Origin of the sequence: Streptomyces sp. CB02056 (genome assembly GCF_001905545.1) — a bacterium.
GTDB lineage: Bacteria > Actinomycetota > Actinomycetes > Streptomycetales > Streptomycetaceae > Kitasatospora.
Window position 1 is genome coordinate 927,198 of the sequence record NZ_LIPD01000003.1, and the last position, 21,181, is coordinate 948,378.

At 75.2% G+C, this 21,181-nt stretch carries 21 protein-coding genes; 9 read left to right on the forward strand and 12 right to left on the reverse strand.

What is annotated here, in order from left to right:
* Positions 1 to 8 precede the first annotated feature (8 nt).
* From AMK13_RS11665 to AMK13_RS11685, 5 genes are all read left to right on the forward strand, one after another.
* On the forward strand, positions 9 to 758 hold the full coding sequence (locus AMK13_RS11665) for an HAD family hydrolase (RefSeq protein ID WP_049651768.1): 750 nt from the start codon (positions 9 to 11) through the stop codon (positions 756 to 758).
* Positions 755 to 3,163, forward strand: a complete 2,409-nt coding sequence (locus AMK13_RS11670) for a glycoside hydrolase family 65 protein (RefSeq protein WP_074002068.1) — start codon at positions 755 to 757, stop codon at positions 3,161 to 3,163. The genes AMK13_RS11665 and AMK13_RS11670 overlap by 4 nt, the downstream gene beginning before the upstream one ends.
* 139 nt (positions 3,164 to 3,302) lie before the next feature.
* The gene (locus tag AMK13_RS11675) at positions 3,303 to 5,015 is read left to right on the forward strand and encodes a pyruvate dehydrogenase (RefSeq protein ID WP_049651777.1); all 1,713 of its coding nucleotides are present in this window, start codon (positions 3,303 to 3,305) and stop codon (positions 5,013 to 5,015) included.
* Positions 5,016 to 5,104: 89 nt separating this feature from the next.
* Entirely contained in the window at positions 5,105 to 5,740 is a 636-nt protein-coding gene (locus AMK13_RS11680; RefSeq protein WP_049651770.1) for a helix-turn-helix domain-containing protein, read from the forward strand.
* A gap of 32 nt (positions 5,741 to 5,772) precedes the next feature.
* Positions 5,773 to 5,982 (forward strand): DUF6126 family protein, encoded by a 210-nt coding sequence (locus AMK13_RS11685; protein WP_049651771.1) that lies wholly within the window; start codon positions 5,773 to 5,775, stop codon positions 5,980 to 5,982.
* 96 nt (positions 5,983 to 6,078) lie between these two features.
* Here the strand turns inward: AMK13_RS11685 and pdxR are convergent, their stop codons facing one another.
* Entirely contained in the window at positions 6,079 to 7,521 is a 1,443-nt protein-coding gene (pdxR, locus tag AMK13_RS11690) for a MocR-like pyridoxine biosynthesis transcription factor PdxR (RefSeq protein WP_241852823.1), read from the reverse strand.
* Between the two features lie 210 nt (positions 7,522 to 7,731).
* Here pdxR and AMK13_RS11695 point away from each other — a divergent pair, with 210 nt between their 5' ends.
* Together AMK13_RS11695 and AMK13_RS11700 are read left to right on the forward strand one after the other, a co-directional pair.
* Positions 7,732 to 8,610: a sigma-70 family RNA polymerase sigma factor gene (locus tag AMK13_RS11695; RefSeq protein ID WP_074002186.1), complete on the forward strand. Its 879-nt coding sequence runs from the start codon at positions 7,732 to 7,734 to the stop codon at positions 8,608 to 8,610.
* 114 nt (positions 8,611 to 8,724) lie between these two features.
* Entirely contained in the window at positions 8,725 to 9,477 is a 753-nt protein-coding gene (locus AMK13_RS11700) for an alpha/beta fold hydrolase (protein WP_074002070.1), read from the forward strand.
* Here AMK13_RS11700 and AMK13_RS11705 read toward each other — a convergent pair.
* From AMK13_RS11705 to AMK13_RS11715, 3 genes are all read right to left on the reverse strand, one after another.
* Positions 9,462 to 10,385, reverse strand: a complete 924-nt coding sequence (locus AMK13_RS11705; RefSeq protein ID WP_074002071.1) for an undecaprenyl-diphosphate phosphatase — start codon at positions 10,383 to 10,385, stop codon at positions 9,462 to 9,464. The two genes, AMK13_RS11700 and AMK13_RS11705, sit on opposite strands and share 16 nt — an antisense overlap.
* A gap of 98 nt (positions 10,386 to 10,483) precedes the next feature.
* Entirely contained in the window at positions 10,484 to 10,699 is a 216-nt protein-coding gene (locus AMK13_RS11710; RefSeq protein WP_074002072.1) for a hypothetical protein, read from the reverse strand.
* A gap of 114 nt (positions 10,700 to 10,813) precedes the next feature.
* Positions 10,814 to 11,596, reverse strand: coding sequence for an NRDE family protein (locus AMK13_RS11715; RefSeq protein ID WP_074002073.1), 783 nt, complete (start codon positions 11,594 to 11,596; stop codon positions 10,814 to 10,816).
* 155 nt (positions 11,597 to 11,751) lie between these two features.
* On the opposite strand from AMK13_RS11715, the gene AMK13_RS11720 reads away from it, so the two are divergent.
* Positions 11,752 to 12,264: a carboxymuconolactone decarboxylase family protein gene (locus AMK13_RS11720; RefSeq protein WP_079272027.1), complete on the forward strand. Its 513-nt coding sequence runs from the start codon at positions 11,752 to 11,754 to the stop codon at positions 12,262 to 12,264.
* The gene (locus AMK13_RS11725; RefSeq protein WP_074002074.1) at positions 12,261 to 13,085 is read left to right on the forward strand and encodes an isocitrate lyase/PEP mutase family protein; all 825 of its coding nucleotides are present in this window, start codon (positions 12,261 to 12,263) and stop codon (positions 13,083 to 13,085) included. The genes AMK13_RS11720 and AMK13_RS11725 overlap by 4 nt, the downstream gene beginning before the upstream one ends.
* A 112-nt stretch (positions 13,086 to 13,197) precedes the next feature.
* Here AMK13_RS11725 and AMK13_RS41800 read toward each other — a convergent pair whose 3' ends face one another.
* The 8 genes from AMK13_RS41800 to AMK13_RS11760 all read right to left on the reverse strand — a co-directional run bounded on the left by AMK13_RS41800 (position 13,198) and on the right by AMK13_RS11760 (position 21,142).
* Positions 13,198 to 13,458: a hypothetical protein gene (locus AMK13_RS41800; protein WP_049653159.1), complete on the reverse strand. Its 261-nt coding sequence runs from the start codon at positions 13,456 to 13,458 to the stop codon at positions 13,198 to 13,200.
* Positions 13,459 to 13,501: 43 nt separating this feature from the next.
* Entirely contained in the window at positions 13,502 to 14,587 is a 1,086-nt protein-coding gene (locus tag AMK13_RS11735) for a cytochrome P450 family protein (RefSeq protein ID WP_241852824.1), read from the reverse strand.
* Positions 14,572 to 16,035 carry a cytochrome P450 gene (locus AMK13_RS44725; RefSeq protein ID WP_241852825.1) on the reverse strand — a complete coding sequence of 488 codons (1,464 nt, stop codon included), beginning with the start codon at positions 16,033 to 16,035 and terminating at the stop codon, positions 14,572 to 14,574. The genes AMK13_RS11735 and AMK13_RS44725 overlap by 16 nt, the downstream gene beginning before the upstream one ends.
* Positions 16,032 to 16,601 (reverse strand): GTP-binding protein, encoded by a 570-nt coding sequence (locus AMK13_RS11740; RefSeq protein WP_049653188.1) that lies wholly within the window; start codon positions 16,599 to 16,601, stop codon positions 16,032 to 16,034. The genes AMK13_RS44725 and AMK13_RS11740 overlap by 4 nt, the downstream gene beginning before the upstream one ends.
* 70 nt (positions 16,602 to 16,671) lie before the next feature.
* Positions 16,672 to 17,037, reverse strand: a complete 366-nt coding sequence (locus tag AMK13_RS11745; protein ID WP_049653167.1) for a DUF742 domain-containing protein — start codon at positions 17,035 to 17,037, stop codon at positions 16,672 to 16,674.
* Positions 17,034 to 17,447 carry a roadblock/LC7 domain-containing protein gene (locus AMK13_RS11750; RefSeq protein ID WP_049653168.1) on the reverse strand — a complete coding sequence of 138 codons (414 nt, stop codon included), beginning with the start codon at positions 17,445 to 17,447 and terminating at the stop codon, positions 17,034 to 17,036. Before AMK13_RS11750 ends, AMK13_RS11745 begins: the two co-directional genes overlap by 4 nt.
* Complete coding sequence (locus AMK13_RS11755; RefSeq protein WP_074002076.1) at positions 17,431 to 18,690, reverse strand: ATP-binding protein; 1,260 nt, start codon at positions 18,688 to 18,690, stop codon at positions 17,431 to 17,433. The genes AMK13_RS11750 and AMK13_RS11755 overlap by 17 nt, the downstream gene beginning before the upstream one ends.
* A gap of 232 nt (positions 18,691 to 18,922) precedes the next feature.
* Positions 18,923 to 21,142 (reverse strand): SpoIIE family protein phosphatase, encoded by a 2,220-nt coding sequence (locus AMK13_RS11760; protein ID WP_074002077.1) that lies wholly within the window; start codon positions 21,140 to 21,142, stop codon positions 18,923 to 18,925.
* Between the last annotated feature and the right edge of the window lie 39 nt (positions 21,143 to 21,181).

Sequence of the window (21,181 nt, forward strand, 5' to 3'; positions counted from 1 at the left end):
CTGCACCCATGCTGGGGCTACCGGACGACATCCGTGCTTTCCTCTTCGACCTCGACGGGGTGCTCACCCAGACCGCGAAGGTGCACGCCGCGGCCTGGAAGGACACCTTCGACGCCTTCCTGCGCGCCGAAGCCGCCCGCACCGGCGGCCAGTTCGTCCCCTTCGACGCCGTCACCGACTACGACACCTACGTGGACGGCCGCCCGCGCCTGGACGGCACCCGCGCGTTCCTGCGCAGCCGGGGCGTCGACCTGCCCGAGGGCACCCCGGACGATCCGCCCAACTCCCCCACGGTGCAAGGGATCAGCCGGGCCAAGAACGACACCGTGCTGCGGCTGATCCGGGAGCAGGGCGTCCAGGCGTACCAGGGCTCGGTCGACTACGTGCACCGGCTGCGCGCGGCCGGGCTGCCCAGCGCCGTGGTCTCCTCCAGCGCCAACTGCCGGGACGTGCTGCGGGCGGCCGGCATCGAGGAACTGTTCGAGGTGATCGTGGACGGCAACACCGCCAAGGCCGAGGGACTGCCCGGCAAGCCGGCCCCCGACACCTACCTGTACGCCGCCCGCGCCCTCGGCGTCGAACCCGCCCACGCCGCGGTCTTCGAGGACGCGCTCGCCGGGGTCGCCTCCGGCCGGGCCGGCGGCTTCGGCGCGGTGGTCGGGGTGGACCGCACCGGCCAGGCCGCCGAACTGCGCCGGGACGGCGCCACCGTGGTCGTCCAGGACCTCTCCGAGCTCCTGGGGGAGGAGGAGGCATGACTCCCGGGGACAAGAACTTCGCGATCGACCCCTGGCAGATCACCGAACAGGGCCTGGACCTGGCCTCGATGGCCCGCGCCGAGTCGGTCTTCGCGCTCTCCAACGGCCACATCGGCCTGCGCGCCAACCTGGACGAGGGCGAGCCGCACGGCCTGCCCGGCACCTACCTCAACGGCGTCTTCGAGCTGCGCCCGCTGCCGTACGGCGAGGGCGGCTACGGCTACCCGGAGTCCAGCCAGAGCGTCATCAACGTGACCAACGGCAAGATCATCCGGCTGCTGGTGGACGACGAGCCCTTCGACCTGCGCTACGGCGAACTCGTCAGCCACAAGCGCTGGTTGGACGTCCGCGAGGGCCTGCTGCACCGCGAGGCGGAGTGGACCTCCCCGGCCGGGCGGACGATCAGGGTGCGCTCCTCCCGACTGGTCTCGCTCACCCAGCGCGCCGTCGCCGCCGTCGAGTACAGCGTCGAGGCGGTGGACGGCCCGGTGCGGATCGTGCTCCAGTCCGAGCTGGTCGCCAACGAGCAGCTGCCCGGCGGCCCCGAGGGCGACCCGCGGGCCGCCGCCGTGCTGGAGGCGCCGCTGCAGCCCGAGGCGCACCACGCCAGCGGGACCAAGGCGATCCTGGTGCACCGCACCCGGTACAGCGGCATCCGGGTCGCGGCCGGGATGGACCACATCATCGAGGGGCCGGAGAAGTCCGACACCGTCGCCGAGGCCGACGCCGACCAGTGCCGGATCAGCGTCACCACCGTGCTCAAGGCCGGACAGCGGCTGCGGCTGACCAAGTTCATGGCCTACGGCTGGTCCGGCACCCGCTCGCTGCCCGCCGTCCGGGACCAGGTGGAGGCCGCGCTGACCGCCGCCCGGTACACCGGCTGGGACGGGCTGATCGCCGAACAGGCCGAATTCCTCCAGGAGTTCTGGGAGACCAGCGACATCGAGATCGAGGGCGACGTCGAACTCCAGCAGGCCGTCCGGTTCGCCGTCTTCCACGTCCTGCAGGCCGGCGCCCGCAGCGAGGAGCGGGCCATCCCCGCCAAGGGGCTGACCGGGCCCGGCTACGACGGGCACAGCTTCTGGGACACCGAGACCTTCGTCCTGCCGGTGCTCACCTACTGCCTGCCCGCCGCCGTCAACCAGGCCCTGCGCTGGCGGCACACCACCCTGCCGCTGGCCCGCGAGCGGGCGGTCCAACTCGGCCTGTCCGGCGCGGTGTTCCCGTGGCGGACGATCCGCGGCGAGGAGTGCTCCGGGTACTGGCCGGCCGGCACCGCGGCCTTCCACATCGGCGCCGACATCGCCGCCGCCGTCGCCCGCTACGTCCGGGCCACCGGCGACGCGGAGTTCGAGCGCGAGTACGGGCTCGAACTGCTCGTCGAGACCGCCCGGATGTGGCGCTCGCTCGGCCACCACGACGTGGCCGGGAGGTTCCGCATCGAGGGCGTCACCGGCCCCGACGAGTACAGCGCGGTCGCGGACAACAACGTCTTCACCAACCTGATGGCGCAGACCAACCTGCGCGCCGCCGCCGAGGCCGCCGTCCGCAACCCGCACGAGGCCGCGCTGCTCGGCGTGGACACCGAGGAGACCGCCGCCTGGCGCGACGCGGCCGCCGCGATGTACATCCCGTACGACGAGGACCTCGGCGTGCACCCGCAGGCCGACGGCTTCACCCACCACCAGGTCTGGGACTTCGAGCACACCCCGCCGGAGAACTACCCGCTGCTGCTGCACTACCCGTACTTCGACCTGTACCGGAAGCAGGTGGTCAAGCAGGCCGACCTGGTGCTCGCCATGCAGGTCCGCGGCGACGCCTTCACCGACGAGCAGAAGGCCCGCAACTTCGCCTACTACGAGCGGCTGACCGTCCGGGACTCCTCGCTCTCCGCCTGCACCCAGGCGGTGATCGCCGCCGAGGTCGGCCAGCTCGACCTCGCCTACGACTACACGGCCGAGGCCGCGCTGATGGACCTGCACGACCTCGGCGGCAACACCCGCGACGGCCTGCACATGGCCTCGCTCGCCGGGGCCTGCATCGCCCTGGTGGCCGGCTTCGGCGGGCTGCGCGACCACGGCGAGGCGCTCTCGTTCCGGCCCCGGCTGCCGTCCGGGCTGATGCGGCTGAGCTTCTCGTTGCTGGTGCGCGGGCACCTGCTCGGCGTCGAGATCACCCACGAGCGGACGACGTACACGCTGCGCCGCGGCGAGGTCCTCCACGTCCGGCACGACGGCGAGGCGGTGCAGGTCAAGTCCGGTGCCCCGGTCACCCTGCCGACCACCGCCCCGCCCGCCCAGGAGCGGGTCGCCCAGCCCCCGGGCCGCGAACCCGGCCGCCGCAAGCCCCAGGCCGGCCTCGCGGCGGGCAAGCTCGGCCAGCAGGACCACCTGGCGGCCGAGTAGCAGCCCGCACCCCGCTCCCGCCGCCTCACCCGTTCGCCCCACCCCGGCTGCGCCGCCCCCGGCCGCCCCGGAGAGTGCTGGTGTCCCGTGGAGCCGCCCCAGCGAAGGAGTCGCCGCCGTGCCGAGCGTGGCCGAACAGATGGTGGAGGTGCTCCGGCAGGCCGGGGTGGAGCGGGTCTACGGCGTGGTCGGGGACAGCCTCAACCCGGTCGTGGACGCCATCCGGCGGGCCGACGGCATCAGCTGGGTGCACGTGCGCAACGAGGAGGCCGGCGCCTTCGCGGCCGCCGCCGAGGCCGAACTCTCCGGCCGGCTCGCGGTCTGCGCCGGCTCCTGCGGCCCCGGCAACACCCACCTCGTCCAGGGGCTGTACGACGCCCAGCGCAGCGGCCTGCCCGTGCTCGCGCTCGCCTCGCACATCCCGTCCGGGCAGATCGGCACCGGCTTCTTCCAGGAGACCCACCCCGAGCGGGTGTTCACCGACTGCAGCACCTGGTGCGAGATGCTCTCGACCCCCGCCCAGCTGCCCCGCCTGCTGCGGGTCGCCGTCCAGCACGCGCTCGGCTCGCACGGCGTCTCGGTGCTCGCCTTCCCCGGGGACGTCGCCGCGCTCTCCGCCGCCGCCCCCACCGGCACCAGCCACTTCCTCACCGAGCAGGCCGTCGCCGCCCCGCCCTGGTCCCAGGTGCAGGAACTGGCCCGGCTGCTCAACGCCGCCCGCAAGGTGGTGCTGTTCTGCGGCGCCGGGGTGCGCGGGGCGCACGCCGAGGTGATGGCCGCCGCGCAGGCCCTGAACGCGCCGATCGGCCACTCCCTGCGCGGCAAGGAGTGGATCCAGTTCGACAACCCGTACGACGTGGGCATGAGCGGCCTGCTCGGCTACGGGGCCTGCCACGAGGCGCTGCACTCCGCCGACCTGGTGGTGCTGCTCGGCACCGACTTCCCGTACGACTCCTTCCTGCCGCAGGCGCACACCGTCCAGGTCGACCACGACGCCACCCGGCTCGGCCGCCGCACCGCGCTCGAACTCGCCGTCCACGGCGACGTGGCCGCCACCCTGCGGGCCGTGCTGCCGCTGCTCGACGCCAAGCGCGACCGCGCCTTCCTGGACGGGATGCTGCGCAAGCACTGCCGGTCGCTGGAGGACGTGATCGGCGCCTACACCCGGGACATCGAGAAGCACCTGCCGATCCACCCCGAGTACGTCGCCTCGGTGCTCGACGAGGTGGCCGCCGAGGACGCCGTGTTCACCGTGGACACCGGCATGAACAACGTCTGGGCCGCCCGCTACCTCCAGCCCAACGGCCGCCGCCGGGTGATCGGCTCCTTCCTGCACGGCTCGATGGCCAACGCCCTCCCGCACGCGATCGGCGCCCAACTCGCCTGCCCCGGGCGGCAGGTGGTCGCGATGGCGGGCGACGGCGGGATCGGCATGCTGCTCGGCGAGCTGCTCACGGTGGCCAAGCACCGGCTGCCGGTGAAGACGGTGGTCTTCAACAACGGCGCGCTCGGCATGATCAAGCTGGAGATGCTGGTCTCCGGCTACCCGGAGTTCGAGATCGACAACGGGGACGTGGACTACGCCGGGATCGCCCGGGCGATGGGCATCCAGGCCAAGCGGGTGACCGAGCCGGCCCGGGTCCGGGAGGTGCTGGTCGAGGCGCTGGAGCGGCCGGGCCCGGCCCTCGTGGACGTGGTCACCGACCCCAACGCGCTCTCCATCCCGCCGCACATCACCGCCGCCCAGCTGAAGGGCTTCGCGCTGGCGGCGGGCAGGACGGTGCTCTCGGGCGGCGTCGGACGCATGGTCGACCTGGCCCGGAGCAACCTGCGGAACATCCCGCGGCCGTGAGCGGGGGCCGGTCGGGGGGCCTGCCAGGGAAGTCTTGCCTCTGAGGCAAAATTCTTGCCCGTGCGGCACGGCGGGTGTCCACTGGACACATGACCAGCAGCTCCACCGGCGCCGCCGCAGCAGGCGAACAGCTCGACGACCAGGAGGTCGCCGGCCTCGCCGCCCGTCTCCGTGAGCACCGGCTCAGCAGCCGTCTCACGCTGGAGGTGGCCGCCGGGCGGGTCGGGCTCTCCCCAGCCTATCTGTCCCGACTGGAAACCGGCCGCCGGCAGCCCTCGCTGCCCGTCCTGCTCGGCCTCGCCCGCGCGTACGGGACCTCGGTCTCCGGCCTGCTCGGCGAGACCCTCGCCGAGCCGGACCCGATCGTCCGCGGCGGCGCCATCGAACCCGGCCGGGCCGGTGGCTGGGGCTACCGGCGGGCCGGCGCCCCCGGCCGCGCGATGCAGGCCCTGCGGGTGCACGTCCCGCCGGGCGTGCAGGACACGGTGGTCCGGGTCCACCCGGGCGAGGAGTGGCTGTACGTCCTCAAGGGCGCGCTCCGCGTCACCCTCGGCGACCGCGTCCACCACCTCGCGGTGGGCGACTCCGCCCACTACGACTCGCTCACCCCGCACTGCATCGCCGCAGAGTCGGACAGCGGCGTCGAACTGCTCTTCGTCCACACCCTGCTGCAGAGCCCCGGCGGCGAACTCTGCCTCGGCGGCGGCCCCGCCGCCGTTCACTGACCTGCCGTCAGAACACCCCGGAGGAGATCACCATGGCCGATCCCACCACCACCGTCACCCCGGCCGCCGACGCCGAGAACCCGGCCGCCGGTGCCGACACTCCGGCCGGCCCGAAGACCATGGACGCCGGCAAGTGGGCCAACAAGCGGGTCTACCACCGCCTGGTGCTCTACACCGTCGGCTGCCACCTCTTCGCCGGGTTCATCATCCTCCTGTTCCAACTCGGCAGCCGGAACAAGTAGTTCACACCCCGAACCGTCCGCCCGCCCCCACCCCCGAGGGGGCGGGCGGACCGCCGCTCCCGCACCGGCCCGGCCACCCGCACTCCCCTCTCCCGCTCAGGCCCCGCGCAGCAGTTCGCAGAGGGCCTGGACCGCCGCCGGGAAGGCGTGGTCCGGTGAGGTGGCGTAGCCGATGACCAGGGCGGTCGGGGCCTCGGCGGGGGACGGTGTGGTGCGGTGCCAGGCGAGGCCGTGGAGGGCGAGGCCGGCCTGCTGGGCGCGGGCGAGGAGTTCGGGTTCGGGGGTGGAGCCGGGCGGCAGCCGGATGACGACGTGCAGGCCGGCCGCGATGCCGGTGACCCGGACGTGCGGGGCGTGTTCGGCGAGCGCCGCGACCAGGTGGTCGCGCCGGCGCCGGTAGTGCAGCCGGCAGCGCCGTACGTGGCGGTCGTACGTGCCGGAGGTGATCAGTTCGGCGAGCGTCAGCTGGTCCAGCACCGGGGACATCGTGTCGGCCAGCGCCTTCAGTCGGGCGACCGGCTCGACCAGCGCGTCCGGCAGGGCCAGCCAGGCCAGCCGCAGGCCCGGCGCGAGGCTCTTGGCGGCCGTCCCGGCGTACACCACCCGTTCCGGGTCCAGCGCCTGCATCGCGCCGAGCGGCTGCCGGTCGTAGCGGAACTCGCCGTCGTAGTCGTCCTCGATGACGTACCGGTCCTGCTCCCGCGCCCACCGCACCGCCTCGGCCCGCCGGTCGGCGGAGAGCGCCGCGCCGGTGGGGAACTGGTGGGCGGGGGTGAGGAGGACGGCGCCGGCCCGGGGGTCGAGCCGGTCGACCAGGGCGCCGTCCGCGTCCAGCGGCACCGGGGCGGTGGCGAGTCCGGCGGCCCGGGCGACCGCGTGCTGCGGCGGCAGCCCGTACTCCTCGACGGCGAGCGTGCGGGCGCCGCGTTCCCGCAGGGCGGCGCAGAGCAGGCCGAGGCCCTGGGTGACGCCGGTGCAGACGAGCAGGTGGTCGGGGTCGGTGCGCACCCCGCGGACCCGGGCCAGGTAGTGGGTGAGCGCCTGCCGCAGTTCGATCCGGCCGAGCGGGCTGCCGTAGTCGAGGGCCTCGTGCGGCGCGGTGGCGAGGGCGCGGCGGGCGGCGGCCAGCCAGGCGGTGCGGGGGAAGAGCGAGAGGTCGGGCCGTCCGGACATCAGGTCGTACCGGGCGGTCTGCCGCGCCCGTACCGCCCGGGGGGCCGGCCGCCGGCCCTGGACCGGTTCCGGGACCGTCCGCCGGGCGACGGTGGTGCCGGAGCCCTGCCGGGAGCTGAGCCAGCCCTCGGCGGTGAGCTGGCCGTACGCCTCGACCACGGTGTTGCGGGCGATCCCGAGGTCCTCGCCGAGCGCCCGGGAGGACGGCAGCCGGGTGCCGGGGGTGAGCCGCCCGTCCTGGACGGCCTCGCGCAGCGCGTCCTCCAGGGCGGCCCGCAGTCCGGCGCCGGCGGCCCGGCGCTCGGTGAGGTCCAGGTGCAGGTCGCCGCCGAAGGTGGTCCAGGAGGTGGTCCGGGAGGTGCTCACGGCCTCCATTCTCGCCTGTCGCCAGGGGGCGCGGGCGGGGTCACCGGGTGGCGCCGGAGGGCTCCTCCTCATCGTGTCCTCCCGGTCGGTTAGCGTCCGTCACTGGACCGACGGATCCCGACCCGAGGATGTGACAGGGTGAGCGAGGAGAACCTCCCGGCCGAATCGGCCGAGCCGGCTGAAGCAGTCGAATCGGCCGAGCCGACCGAACTGGCCGAACTGGCCCGGCGTTTCGAGGCGGAGCGACCCCAGCTGCGGGCGGTGGCCTACCGGATGCTCGGGTCGCTCGCCGAGGCCGAGGACGCCGTGCAGGAGGCCTGGCTGAAGCTGGGCCGCAGCGATGTGGGCGGGGTGCGCAACCTCGGGGCGTGGCTCACCACCGTGGTCGGCCGGGTCTGCCTGGACCAGTTGCGTTCCCGTGCCTCCCGCCGGGAGGATCCGCTGCCCGAGCAGGAGGGCCGGGTGCGGCTGCCGGACCCGGTGGTCGGCGGGCTGTCGGCGCTGGACCCGGTGCACGAGGTGCTGGTCGCGGACTCGGTCGGGATCGCGCTGATGGTGGTCCTGGAGACGCTCTCCCCGGCGGAGCGGGTGGCCTTCGTGCTGCACGACATGTTCGAGGTGCCCTTCGACGGGATCGCCGAGGTGCTCGGCCGGACCTCCGCCTCCACCCGGCAGTTGGCCAGCCGCGCCCGCCGCCGGGTCCAGGGCGCGACCCCGGCCGCGGATTCCGACGACGCCCGCAAGCGCGAGGTGGTGGAGGCCTTCCTGCGGGCCGCCCGGGGCGGGGACTTCGACGCTCTGCTGACGGTGCTCGACCCGGACGTGGTGGCCCGGTCGGACGGCGGCACACTGGTGCCGAGCGTGCTGCGCCGCGGTGCGGCGGACGTCGCCTCGCAGGCGATCGCCTTCGCCCGGTTCGCCGCCGACGGCCGGCTGGTGCTGGTCAACGGCTCGCCCGGGGTGGTGTCCTTCGCCGGGGGCCGTCCGCTGTCGGTCATGTCGTTCACCGTCCACGAGGGCCGGATCACCGGGCTGGACATCCTCACCGACCCGACCCGGCTGGCCGCCCTGGGCCTCACCACCGGCTGACCCGGAACCGCCGGGGGCGCCCGGGCGCGGGCGGGGCGCCCCCACCGTTCCTCCACGTGGTGTTTCCCGTCGCTTTCCGGGCCGCCGTCACACTCGCGCGCTACGGTGCCGCCCATGGCGAACTTTGTGCTGGTGGCGGGCGCCTGGCTCGGCGCCTGGGCGTGGGACGAGGTCGTGGCGGAGCTGCGCGCGGCCGGGCACGGGGCGTACCCGCTGACGCTCTCCGGGCTCGCGGAGAAGCGTGGCGCGCCCGCCGGGCAGCAGGCGCATGTGGCGGACGTCGTCGCGGAGGTGGAGCGGCTGGACCTGCGCGAGGTGGTGCTGGTCGGGCACAGCTACTCGGGCATCCCGGTGGGCCAGGCCGCCGAGCGGATCGGCGGGCGGCTGGCCGGGCTGGTCCTGGTGGACGCCAACGTGCCGGTGGCGGGGGAGTCCTTCGCCGACCAGCTGCCGGAGCCGGCCGCGCTGCGGGCCGACCTGGCCGCGCACGGGGGCTGGTGGCCGCCGCTGCCGCCGGCCGAGTTCGCCGAGCAGGGGCTGACGGTCCGGCAGATCGCCCGGATCGCCGCGGGGGCGACCCCGCACCCGGGCCCCTCGCTGACCGAACCGGCGTTCCTGGAGGGCCCGTTGAGCGGACTCCCGGCGGTGTACGTGAAGTGCCTGATGGACTGGCCGGAGCCGCCGCCGGTGGTCGCCGGGCTGGTCGCGGACGGCCACTGGCGGCTGGTGGAGCTGGACACCGGGCACTGGCCGATGTTCTCCCGGCCGGCCGACCTCGCCGGGATCCTGGGTGAGGCGGCCCGTACGGCGAAGAGCGGTGGCCGGACGGCCCGGAGCGGCGGCCGGACGGCTCAGAGCGACAGGTAGACCGCGCTGCCGACGCCGGCCAGGAAGCAGTACAGCGCGAACGGCGTCAGGCTGCGGGTCTCGAAGTACCGGGTGAGGAACCGCACCGAGACGTAGCCGGCCACGAAGGCGGCGAGGCTGCCCGCGAGGACGGGGCCGAGCACGCCGGAGTTCTCCGGCCTGAACAGCTCGGGCACCTTGAGCACCGAGGCGGCCAGGATGACCGGGGTGGCGAGCAGGAAGGAGAACCGGGCGGCGTCCTCGTGGTGCAGTCCGCGCAGGATGCCGGCGCTCATGGTGACGCCGGAGCGGCTGATGCCCGGGAACAGCGCGAGGATCTGCGCGGCGCCGATCCAGGCGCCCTGCCCGTAGCCGAGCCTGGTCAGCCGGTGGTCGGAGGCGATCGCCGGGTCCAGGCCCGGCTCGTCGTCGGCGTGTCCGGCGGTGTGTCCGGCCCGGCGGCGGCCGGTGCCGCCGCGCTTGAGCCGCTCGGCGCCGAGCAGCACGAGCCCGTTGAGGGCGAGGAAGACCGCGGCCGGGACGGGCTTGCCGAGCGCGTTGCGCAGGGCCTTCTCCAGCGCGAGGCCGGCCACGCCGACCGGGATGGTGGACAGCACGAGCAGCCAGGCGAGCCTCTCGTTGCGGGTCTCCACCCGGCGGTGCCGGATCGAGCCGAACAGCCCCTCGACCACCCGGACCCAGTCCTTGCGGAAGTAGACCACCAGGGCGAGCGCGGTGGCCAGGTGCAGGGCGACCAGGGCGGCGAGGTACGAGGAGCCCTCGGCGGTCATGTCGAGGTCGTGCTGGATCCGCCCGCCGACCAGGGCGGGCAGCAGGATGCTGTGGCCGAGGCTGGAGACCGGGAAGAGTTCCGTCACGCCCTGGAGCAGGCCGACGCCTATCGCTTCCGGGTAGGTCAGGGTCGACATCGCGCACCTTCGCTCGGGGGTCGGTGGCCGGCCGGGTCGGGGGCCCTCGCGAAGCTACTACGCGCATGTAGACGTTCGGCAGCCCCGCCGTCGGAAGTTCACCGACCGTACGGCTGCGGGACACCGGGGGCGAGGTGCCCGATCAGCGCCGCCGCCACGGAGGCCAGGACGGTGGCGGACGGGACGGCCCGGTGCGCCGCGTCGCCGAGCAGGACGACGGCGGTCACCGCGGCCGGCATGCCGGCCAGCGGCAGGGCGACGGTCAGGACGGCGAGCAGGCGGCGGGGGCGGCGCGGGGGGTCCGGGCGGGTCACGGCGGTCTCCTTCGGGCTCGACCCGGGCCACGATGCCGCCTCCCGCAGCGTCAGGTGCAAGCCCTTTTCCCGGCGCCGCCCGCCGCCCGCCGCCGCCCGCCGCGACCCGGCGGGTCAGCCCGTCGCCACCCGCCGCCACCCCGGCCCGTCCGCGGCCACCGGCGCGGCCGCGAAGTCGTAGCGCAGCAGGTCCGGCCCGAGCGCGAGCAGCGAGATCGACGAGGAGCCCCAGATCCGCCCGTCGCCGAAGTCGCGCCGCTGGATCAGCGCGGCGTCCGCGTCCGGCGCCAGCCCGTCCCCGGCGACGATCGGCAGCCATCCGCCCCAGGCCGCGGCGGCCGGCCCGTCGGCGGTCGGTTCGGGCCGGGGTTCGGCGGTGAGGCGGGACCGGAAGTGGGCGGCCCGCGCGGCCATCAGGTCGCGGATCCGCTCGGAGGTGGTCCGGTCGGCCGCCCGGCCCTCCAGCCCGTCGTTGAGCACCACGCTCAGGCCGGACGGCAGTTCGCGCTCCTCCAGCCGTCCGCCGCTCCAGCTGGACACCCGGGCCCCGTCGGCCCGGACCAGGACGAGGTGGAACGGGTCGTACGGGGTGAGGTCGAGGTGGCCGATGCCGCCCTCCCGGACGGCGGTGAGCGGCAGCCGGCCGCGGGTGCGCCGGGCGTCGGCGGGGGCGAGCGGGCCGAAGCCGTTCAGCAGGCAGGCGGCGGTGTGCCGGACGGGGTCGACGGCCAGCCAGGTGCCGCCGGCCGCGAGGTCCAGTCCGCCGAGCAGGTCGGGCCGGTCCGGCCAGTGGTGGTCCGGCGGCAGCCAGGCGCGGCCCAGGTACTCGTCCCGGACGGACAGCAGCAGCACCGGCACGGCCGCTTCCGGCTCGATGCTGACGAACGCCGTGCACACGACCGGGCCCCCTGACCTCGTCCTGTCGGAGACCTCCTGGCGGTGATCTCCTGCCGGCGATCCTCGCACGGTCGTTCGCACGCCGGAAGTGGCCCAAGGAACGCGTGGCCGAACGCACCAGGACGGCAGGCCACCCCGCTCCTAGGCTGGCGACCATGACGACGAACGAGACCACGCGCGCGACCGCGGACGGGACGGCCGGTACGGACGGGGCCCCGGTGCCCGCCCCCGAGCAGCGCCTGCTGATGCACAAGCTCGCCCCCGCCTACTACCAGGCGATGGTCGCCGTGGACCGGGCCTCCCGGGAGGGCGTCGACCCGGTCATCGCCGAGCTGGTCAAGGTGCACGCCTCGATGCTCAACGGCTGCGCCTTCTGCATCGACATGCACTCCACCGACGCCCGCGAGCACGGCGAGCAGGACCACCGCCTGGTCTCCCTCCCGGCCTGGCGCGAGACCCCGTGGTTCACCGCCCGTGAGCGCGCCGCCCTGGCCCTCACCGAGTCGGTCACCCTGCTGACCCAGGGGCACGTGCCGGACGCCGTGTACGCGGAGGCCGCCGCGCGGTTCGACGAGACCGAGCTGGCCCAGCTGATCGCGCTGATCGCCACCATCAACGCCTGGAACCGGATCGGCGTGTCCACCCGCATGAGCCCGGCCGCCAGGTGAGCGCCGCGGACCCCGCCGTCCGGCGGGAGCGGGCCCGGCTGCTGCGGGAGCTGCACCGCCCGGGCGAGCCGCTGGTGCTGGCGAACGCCTGGGACGTGCCGAGCGCCCGGCTGGTGGCCGCCGCCGGGGCGCGGGCGGTGGCGATGGCCAGCGCGAGCGTGTCCTGGTCGCTCGGCAGCGCGGACGGCGGCGGCGCCGACCCCGGGCAGGTGCTGGCCCGGACCGCCCAGGTGGTCCGCGCCGTCGACCTGCCGGTCACCGCGGACCTGGAGGGCGGCTACGCGGACACCGCCGCCGGGGTCGGGGAGACGGTCGCCGCGCTGCTCGCCACCGGTGCCGTCGGGGTGAACCTGGAGGACGAGGGGCGCCCCCCGGCGGAGGCCGCCGAGCGGATCGCGGCCGCCCGGGCCGCGGCGGACGCGGCCGGCGTGCCGCTCTTCGTCAACGCCCGGACGGACGTGTTCCTGCGCGGGATCGGCGCCCCGGAGGGCCGGCTGGACGACGCGGTGCACCGGCTGCGGGCGTACGTCGAGGCGGGCGCGGACGGGGTGTTCGTCCCCGGGGTGTCCGACCCGGAGACCATCGCCGCCCTGGTCGAGGCCGTCCCGGCGCCGCTGAACGTGCTGGCCGGCCCCGGCTCCCCGGCGGTCGCCGAGCTGGCGAAGCTCGGCGTGGCCCGGATCAGCCTGGGCCCGGGCCTGGCCGAGGTGGCGTACGCGGCGGTCCGCCGGGCCGCCGAGGAGGTGTACGGGAGCGGCACGTTCACCGCGCTCGCGGAGGGGCTGGGCTACCCGGAGCTCAACCGGCTGTCCGCGCTCTGAGCCCGGCGGCCTGAGCGCCGCGGGTCGAGCGGTCGTCGTGCGTCGGGTGGCGTGGGCGGCCGGCCGTTCGGGGGTCGGCCGGCCGCCCGCGCTCCGGTGGCGGAGCGCCGGGTCAGTTCAGGATCTGCCCGCTGAGCCCCGGGTGGGCCATCTGGTTGGTCCCGATCGCCTCGATCTCGTTGGCGGGCTTGCCGAGCAGCGGGAGCTTGCCCACGGTCCGCAGGGCGAGGTCGCCGGGGGAGACTTCGAGCCCGTCGGTGAGCCCGCCGGTGGCGTCCGGCGAGGAGGCGGTCTGGGAGGTGGCGGAGGCCGCCGGGACGGCGAGGGCGAGGCCCGCCATGGTGAGGGCGGCCAGGGTGGCGAGTTTCTTCATGCCCTGCCGAACGACCCGGACCGCCCTCAGGTAACCGGTCGGCTCAGACCGTCACCCACAGGGTGCGCACGCTGTTGCTGACGAACGAGGCGATCGGCTCGTCGGTCCGGCCCTCCGCGAGGGCCAGCCCCGGGAAGCGGGTGAACAGGTGCCGCAGCGCCGTCTCGGCCTCCATCCGGGCGAGCCCGGAGCCGAGGCAGAAGTGCGGGCCGTGGCCGAGCGACAGGTGCTTGGCGGGCTGCCGGGTGAGGTCGAAGCGGTCCGCGTCCGGGTGGTGCCCGGAGTCCCGTCCGGCCGCCGCGTAGGAGGCCAGCAGCGCCTCGCCGCGCCGGATCACCACGTCGCCGACCGCGATGTCCTCGCTCGCGTAGCGCAGCGGGAACTGCCCGACCGGGGAGTCGTAGCGCAGGGTCTCCTCGACCACCGCCGACCACGGCTGCTCCCCGTCCAGGACGAGCCGCAGCTGGTCCGGGTGGGCGAGCAGGGCGCGGACGGCGTTGGTGATCAGGTTGAGCGTGGTCTCGTGCCCGGCGACCAGCATCAGCAGCAGGGTGCCGACCAGCTCGGCCTCGCTGAGCCGGTCGCCCGCCTCGTGGACGGCGATCAGGTCGGTGGTCAGGTCGTCGCCGGGCTCGGCCCGCTTGGCCGCCACCACCGAGGCCAGCAGCGTGTTCAGGCCCCGCTGCGCGGCCAGCGCCGCCGCCGGGGTGGCCGAGCTGGAGACCATGGTGTCGGACAGCTCGTGCAGTTCGTCCTGCTCCGCCAGCCCGAGGCCGAGCAGTTCGCCGATCACCTGCATCGGCAGCGGGTAGGCGAAGTGCCGCCGCAGGTCGAACTCGCCCTCCAGCTTCGCGACCCCGTCCAGCAGCGCGACCGTCCGGGCCTCGACGGCGGGGGCCAGGTCGGCTATCCGGCGCGGGGTGAAGGCCTGCGAGACCAGTCCGCGCAGCCGCCGGTGGTCCTCGCCGTCGGCGGTGACCATGCCGGGGACGACGATGAAGTTGAGCAGCGGCCAGCCCTCCGGCAGCCGTCCCTCCCGGAAGGTCGTCCAGAGCCGGGCGTCCTTGCCGACCCGGGGGTCGGACAGCAGCGACTGGAGGGTGTCGTGGTGGGTTACCGCCCAGACCACCACCCCGCCAGGGAGCTCCACCAGGACCGCGGGGCCGGCTTCGCGGAGTCGGGCGTTCTCGCCGTGCTGGTCGCGGCCGAAGGGGTCGAGTCTGACGGGCTCGGCGCGGGTTCCGGATTCGGTGGTGGTGTCCATGCGGGCCTCTCGGGGGCGGGCGGGCGGGGCGGGGTGAAGGCGCTGTAGAGCACCGGGAGGGCGGTCAGGGCCCGGGACCACGGGGACGGGCGCCAGGCCAACTCGCCGGGCGGTACGGCCAGTTGGAGGTCCGGCAGGCGGTGCAGCAGGGTCTCGACGGCGGTCTCGACGATGATCCGGGCCGGGTGCTGGGCCGGGCAGACGTGCCGGCCCGCGCCCCAGGCGAGGTGGGCCCGGTTGCCGCCGAGCGAGCCCTGCGCGGCGGCCGAGACGCCCTGTGCGGCCGGGTCGGCGTTGGCCGCGGCCAGGCCGAGGACGAGCATGTCGCCGGCGCTGATGTACTGGCCGCCGAGCACGGTGTCGCCGGTGGCCCAGCGGCCGGGGAAGTTCTGGGTGGGCGGGTCGCGCCAGAGCACCTCCTCCAGCGCGTCGGAGACGGTCAGCCGCCCGCCGGTGAGGGTGGCCCGGAAGCGCCGGTCGGTGAGCAGCAGCCGCAGCGTGTTGCCGGTCCAGTTGATGGAGGTCTCGTTGCCCGCGACCATCAGCACCACCAGGTGGTGCACCGCCTCCTCGTCGGTCAGCCCGGCCGGGTGGGCGAGCAGCCAGGAGGTGAGGTCGGCGCTGGGGGCGGCCCGGCGGCGGCGCACCAGGTCGACGAGCAGTGCCTGGAACTCCAGTCCGGCGCGCTGCGACTGCGCGCTGCTGTCCACGAAGTGGCTGATCAGCTCGACCACCCGGGGCCCGCTCTCCACCGGCAGTCCGACCAGCTGGGTGAAGACCAGCAGCGGCAGCCGGCGCGCGTACTGGGCGACCAGGTCGGCGGTGCCGTCCGGGCCCCAGCCGTCGATCAGCCCGTTGGCGGCGGCCTCGGTGGTGCCGCGCAGCTGGCGGTGGTCGATCTGGGCGAGGGTGTCGGAGACGGCGGCGCGCAGCCGCTGGTGCTCGGCGCCGTCCAGGTTGAGCAGGGTGGGCCGCCAGGAGGTCATCGGCAGCAGCCGGGAGTCGGCCGCCAGCCGGCCCTCGGCGGGCACCCGCCAGCGGCGCGAGTCCTTGGAGAACAGCGCCTCGTTGCGGGTGAGTTCGAGCAGCTCGGCGTAGCCGAGGACGAGCCAGGCCTCGACCCCGGGCTCCAGCTCGATCGGGGCGACCGGCCCGTAGCGCTCGCGCAGCCGGGCGTACAGGCCGTGCGGGTCCTCGGCGACGGCCGGGCCGTACAGCGGCGTCAGCGGCACGCCCACGGGCAGCCCGCCGGGCCGTCCGCCGCCGTGGGCGACGGGGCACCCGGGGGCTCCCGGGTGTTCGGGGGAGGTCATCCCTGGAGCTCCAGGATCGAGTTGCGGTGCAGGTGGTCGACGAAGTCGATCAGCAGGTCGTAGGACTGCCGGCGGTCGCGCGCGTCGCAGTGCAGGATCGGCACCTCCGGCAGCAGGTCCAGCGCCGAGCGCAGCTCCTCCTCCGGGTAACTCGGCGTGTCCGGGAAGGTGTTGACCGCGACCGCGAACGGGATGCGCTGCTCCTCCAGCCGGCCGAGCACGTCGAAGCTCTCGTCCGGGCGGCGCAGGTCGACCATGGCGATGGCGCCGAGCGCTCCGCGCGACAGGTCGTCCCAGAGCGGCCAGAACCGCTGCTGCCCGGGCGTGCCGAACAGGTACAGCGCGAGCCGCGAGTTGAGCGTGATCCGGCCGAAGTCCAGCGCCACCGTGGTGGTGGTCTTGCCGGCGCGACCGGTGAGGTCGTCGATGCCGGCGCTGGCGGCGGTCATGGTCTCCTCGGTGCGCAGCGGGGTGATCTCGCTCAGCGAGCCGACCAGGGTGGTCTTGCCGACCCCGAACGGACCGGTGACCAGGATCTTGACCGCGCCCTGCACCGAGGAGGGCAGGTACTGCGGCCCGGCGGCGGACCCGGCGGCGTCGGTGGCGCCCGGTGCGTCCGGGGCGTCGGGGACGGCTTCAGCGGAGTTGGCGGAGGCCAACGAGCACCTCCTCCAGGAGGGTTGCGGGCAGGCGTTCGGCCTGGGGGACGGGCGGGAGCACCTGCACGGCGCCGAGGTCCCAGAGGTCACCGACCAGCACCTTGACGACGCCGAGCGGCAGCCCCAGGTGGGCCGCCACTTCGGCGACGGACAGCAGGCTGTGGCAGAGCGCGAGGATGCGCCGGTGCTCACGGTTGATCAGCTCGTGCTCGGGCAGGTCCGGCGGCTCGGGCAGTCCTAATGGTCCGGGCACGGCGCTGACCAGGCTCTCCACGGCCAGATCGGACCGGGTGGGGCGGCTGCGCCCACCGGTGATGACGTACGGCCGGACCGGGCCGCTCACCGGTGGCCCCCCGCCGCGTGGTCGACGCGCGGCGGGCTGGTGAGGTGGGTGCCGATCCGCTCGACCAGGACCTGCATCTGGTAGGCGACCAGGCCGGCGTCGACCGCCTCGCCGGCCACCACGGCCAGGTGCGCGCCGGCCCCGGCGGCGACGACGAAGAGGTAGCCGCCGCCGTACTCGATGATGATCTGGCGGGTGGCGCTGCCCGGTCCGCCGAAGCCCGTCGCGACGCCGCGGGCCAGCGACTGCAGTCCGGAGCAGGCGGCGGCGAGCCGTTCGGCGTCGTCGCGCGGGATGCCCGCGCTGCGGCCGATCTCCAGGCCGTCGTTGGAGACGACGACGGCGTGCTGGACCTGCGGGACGGCGATGATGTCGGCGAGCAGCCAGCCGAGATCAGGGGTGGTGGTCATGGAACTCTCCGGAGCGCTGGGGAAGTCGGGGGGAAGCGGGAAGGGAAGGGGTGGACTGGGCCCGGGCGGCGGAACGGCCGCTGGCCGTCCCGGCCTGGAACATCGCCATGAACGCCTGCGCGTCCCGGGCCGAGCGGTACGGCGGCGCGGGCGGCGGTGGGGGAGCGGCGTGCTGGGCGGGGCGGCCCGTGCGGCCGCGCCGGTGGCTCCGGCGGGGCAGCGGGGGAGGGGTGTCACCGGTCGCGGCGTGCCGGCCGGGCGGCGGGGTCTCCACCAGGGGGTGGCCGGCGGGAGAGGCCGGCCGGGGGCCGGGGTTGAACGCCCGGTCGTCCGGCCCGAGGCCGGGGACGGTGGGCGGCAGCGGCTCGGTGAGCAGCGCGTTCGGCAGCAGCAGGACCACCCGCACGCCGCCGTACGGCGAGGGCGCCGAGCTGAGCGTGACCCGGAAGCCGTACTGCTCGGCGAGCCGGCCGACCGCGGCGAGGCCCAGCTGCGGCACCTCGCCCAGCCGGGAGACCTCCAGGGTGCTGCCGCCGGCCAGCGCGGCGGCGGCCTTGGCGACGGCCTGTTCCGGCATGCCGACGCCGCCGTCGTCGATCTCGATGACGGCGCCGTTGTGGACCGGCATCAGGGTGACGAACACCTGGGTGCTGGGCGGGGAGTAGCGGGTGGCGTTGTCCAGCAGCTCGGCGATCGCGTGGATCAGCGCCTCGGCGGCGGCGCCGACCACCGCGGTCTCGGTCCGGCTGCGCACCACCACGCGCTGGAACGGCAGGATGCGCGACTGGGCGCCGCGGACGACGTCCTCCAGGGAGACCGGTTCCGGCCAGTGCCGGCCGGCCCGCGCGCCGCACAGCACGGCCAGGGTCTGGGCCAGCCGGGCCTGTTGGGCGGCGGCGTGGTCGGCCTTGAGCAGGCCCTCCAGCAGCGTCGGGTCGTCGTGGGTGCGCTCCATCTCGTCCAGCAGCGCCTGCTGGTCGTGGGCCATCACCAGGATCCGGCGGGCGACGCTGAGGAAGGCCCGCTGGGTGGAGGCGGTGTGCTCCTGCTCCTGCTGGACGGCGGCGAGTTCGGCGCCGCGGCGGGAGAGCTCGGTGGCCAGCTGTTCCTGGACGGCGAGGAGTTCGCCGCGCAGCCGGTCGGCACGGCCGCGCTGGGTGACGGACACGGCGCGGTACCGCGCGGCGGCCACGAGGGCGAGGACGGCGAGTACGCCGGTTGCCGTTACGGACCACTGAGTCATCGTCACGCCGCGAATTCTAGGGTGATGATCCTACGAAGGTGTGAACGGATCTCGCCAAGTGACCGGATCTCGTCAATATCGAGTCAATTCGGCGTCAATCGGCAATCGTTCGACCCCGATCCCACCGCCTGACGAGGTATCGGAGCGGCCCGATCGGCACCGCCGGGAACGTCGGGATCGAGCCGCCCGGCCGGATCGCGTCCGGTGATGTGTGGGGCCTGTGCGCACGGTGTTACGGAAGGGGCGCCGTCCGGTGCAGGAGCAGCAGCGCCACGTCGTCCGGCCGGGACCGCCGCTCGGTCACGTTCAGGGTGAGCAGATCGGCCAGCCGCTCCAGCGCCGGCGCCGGGCCGATCCGCCCCGGACCGGTCTGCCGCGCCCACAGTTCGAGCCCGCCGAGCATCCGCTGCACCGACTCGTCGTAGTCCTCCTCGCGGTCCTCGACCAGCCCGTCGGTGTACGCCAGCAGCGTCTCGCCGACCGCCAGCCGCTCCACCGCCAGCGGGTACGGCCGCTCCGGGGCCACCCCCAGCGGCGGCCCGCCCGGCAGCTCCAGCTCGACGGCCGCGGCGTCGGCGGTGATCCGCACCGGCGCCGGGTGCCCGGCCCGGGCCGCGGTCAGCACGCCGTCGGCCGGGTCCAGGGTCAGGTAGAGGCAGGTCGCGAACAGCTCGGTGTCCAGCTCGGCCAGCAGCCGGCTGGTGCGGGTCAGGGTGGCGGCCGGGTCGTGCCCGTCCGTCGCGTACGCCCGCAGCCCGCTGCGCAGTTGGCCCATCACCGCGGTGGCCTCCGCGTTGTGGCCCTGGACGTCGCCGATCACCAGCCCGATCCGGCCGTCCGGCAGCCGCAGCAGGTCGTACCAGTCGCCGCCGATCTGCATCCCCTCGGTGCTCGGCAGGTAGCGGGCGGCGCTGGCGATCCCGGCCAGCCGCGGCAGGGTGCGCGGGAGCATCGCCCGCTGCAGCTCGGAGGCCCGGTGGTGGTGGGTGTCGTACAGCCGGGCCCGCTCCAGGGACTGCGCCAGGATGCCGGCGAAGGCCGAGTACAGGGTGCGGTCCTCCCGGCTGAACACCCGCTCGGCGGCGAAGGTGATCAGGCACGAGCCGACCTGCTGCCCGGAGGCGACCAGCGGCAGCACCGCCCAGGCGGCCGGGGTGAGCGGGTCGCGTCGGGTGCGGGCGGCGGCGGGCTCGCTGAACAGCGGGGCGGAGCGGGCCAGCGAACGCTGCATCACGGACTCGGACAGGTCCGCCAGACGGGTGAGCTCGGTGCGGCGCGGGCCCCCGTACACGGTGTGCGAGACGGGCAGCAGCCGGCCCTCGTCCACCAGGTCCAGGACGATGCCGGCGGCGCCGAGCGCCGGGCGGGCGACATCGGTGACGGCGGTGGTGACGTCCCGGACGGTCACCGCCCGGGACAGCGCCCGGGTGAGCGTCAGCAGCAGCGCCGTCCGGGCGGCGGCCGGGGAGTTCCGCCCCTCGGCCGGCGGCGGCTCCCGGTGCCCGGCCTCGGCCAGCAGCCCGGCGATCCGCACCGGCCGCCCGTGCACGTCCAGCATCACCTCGCCGGACTCCTCGACCCGGGCGACCTTGCCGCCGGGCCGCAGCACCCGGTAGCCGATCCGGTAGCGGCCGCCGGCGGCCAGCGCCTCGGCGAGCGCCGCCTGCACGTCCGGCAGGTCCTCCGGGTGGACCAGCCGGTCCAGCTCGGGGGCGGCGCCGTCCGGGGCGGGCGGGCGGCCCGCCAGCCGGAACGCCTCGGCGTCCCAGTAGCTCTCCCCGGTGACCAGGTCCCGCTCGAAGGCCCCGTGCCCGGCGGCCCGCACGGCCAGCGACAGCAGCGGGTGCGCCAGCCCGGCGGGGCGGCCGTCCGCCGCCCGCGGGTCCTCGGGTAACCGGACGCCGTACGGTGCCCGGGTGCCGTACGGGAGGTGGGCGTCGGCGTGGTCCAGCAGATGGGCCAGCCGGTGGGCGCAGGCCTCGGCGAGGGTCTCCAGGACGTCCAGGTCGCGGCGCGGCACGGTGCCCCGGTGGGCCAGCGCCAGGGCCAGCACACCGATCGGCCGCTCGTCCACGACCATCGGCAGGGTGATCACGGCGACCATCCCGGTACCCATGCCGGTGTTCCGGTTCGGGTAGTCGACGCTGGTGTGCTCGGGACTGAGCAGGTACGGGCGGCGCAGCCGCAGGGCCATCGCGGCGGGCAGCTCACCGGCCGGGTCGACCACGCTGTAGCGCTCGTGCGCCCAGTCCGGCAGCCCGTGCGAGGCGGTCAGCCGGAGCATCCCGGCGGAGTCCAGCAGGTACAGCGCGGACCCCTCGCCGGTGATCCAGCTCGGGCCCTCGGCCAGGACGGTGCCGAGCAGCTCGGCCGCGCTGGTGCAGCCCAGCAGCAGCCGCACGCAGCGCATCGCACTGCGCGCGGTCGGACTGCCGGCGGGCTCCAGGGGCACTGGTCCTTGATACCCCATTTCCCCCACCGGCGAAGGCCG

Excerpts from the sequence above, each read along its gene's own strand:
- AMK13_RS11665 (WP_049651768.1), top strand. The coding sequence starts at position 9 with ATGCTGGGGCTACCGGACGACATCCGTGCTTTCCTCTTCGACCTCGAC.
- AMK13_RS11670 (WP_074002068.1), top strand. The coding sequence starts at position 755 with ATGACTCCCGGGGACAAGAACTTCGCGATCGACCCCTGGCAGATCACC.
- AMK13_RS11675 (WP_049651777.1), top strand. The coding sequence starts at position 3,303 with ATGGTGGAGGTGCTCCGGCAGGCCGGGGTGGAGCGGGTCTACGGCGTG.
- AMK13_RS11680 (WP_049651770.1), top strand. The coding sequence starts at position 5,105 with ATGACCAGCAGCTCCACCGGCGCCGCCGCAGCAGGCGAACAGCTCGAC.
- AMK13_RS11685 (WP_049651771.1), top strand. The coding sequence starts at position 5,773 with ATGGCCGATCCCACCACCACCGTCACCCCGGCCGCCGACGCCGAGAAC.
- AMK13_RS11700 (WP_074002070.1), top strand. The coding sequence starts at position 8,725 with ATGGCGAACTTTGTGCTGGTGGCGGGCGCCTGGCTCGGCGCCTGGGCG.
- AMK13_RS11705 (WP_074002071.1), bottom strand. The coding sequence starts at position 10,385 with ATGTCGACCCTGACCTACCCGGAAGCGATAGGCGTCGGCCTGCTCCAG.
- AMK13_RS11720 (WP_079272027.1), top strand. The coding sequence starts at position 11,752 with ATGACGACGAACGAGACCACGCGCGCGACCGCGGACGGGACGGCCGGT.
- AMK13_RS41800 (WP_049653159.1), bottom strand. The coding sequence starts at position 13,458 with ATGAAGAAACTCGCCACCCTGGCCGCCCTCACCATGGCGGGCCTCGCC.
- AMK13_RS44725 (WP_241852825.1), bottom strand. The coding sequence starts at position 16,035 with ATGACCTCCCCCGAACACCCGGGAGCCCCCGGGTGCCCCGTCGCCCAC.
- AMK13_RS11750 (WP_049653168.1), bottom strand. The coding sequence starts at position 17,447 with ATGACCACCACCCCTGATCTCGGCTGGCTGCTCGCCGACATCATCGCC.
- AMK13_RS11755 (WP_074002076.1), bottom strand. The coding sequence starts at position 18,690 with ATGACTCAGTGGTCCGTAACGGCAACCGGCGTACTCGCCGTCCTCGCC.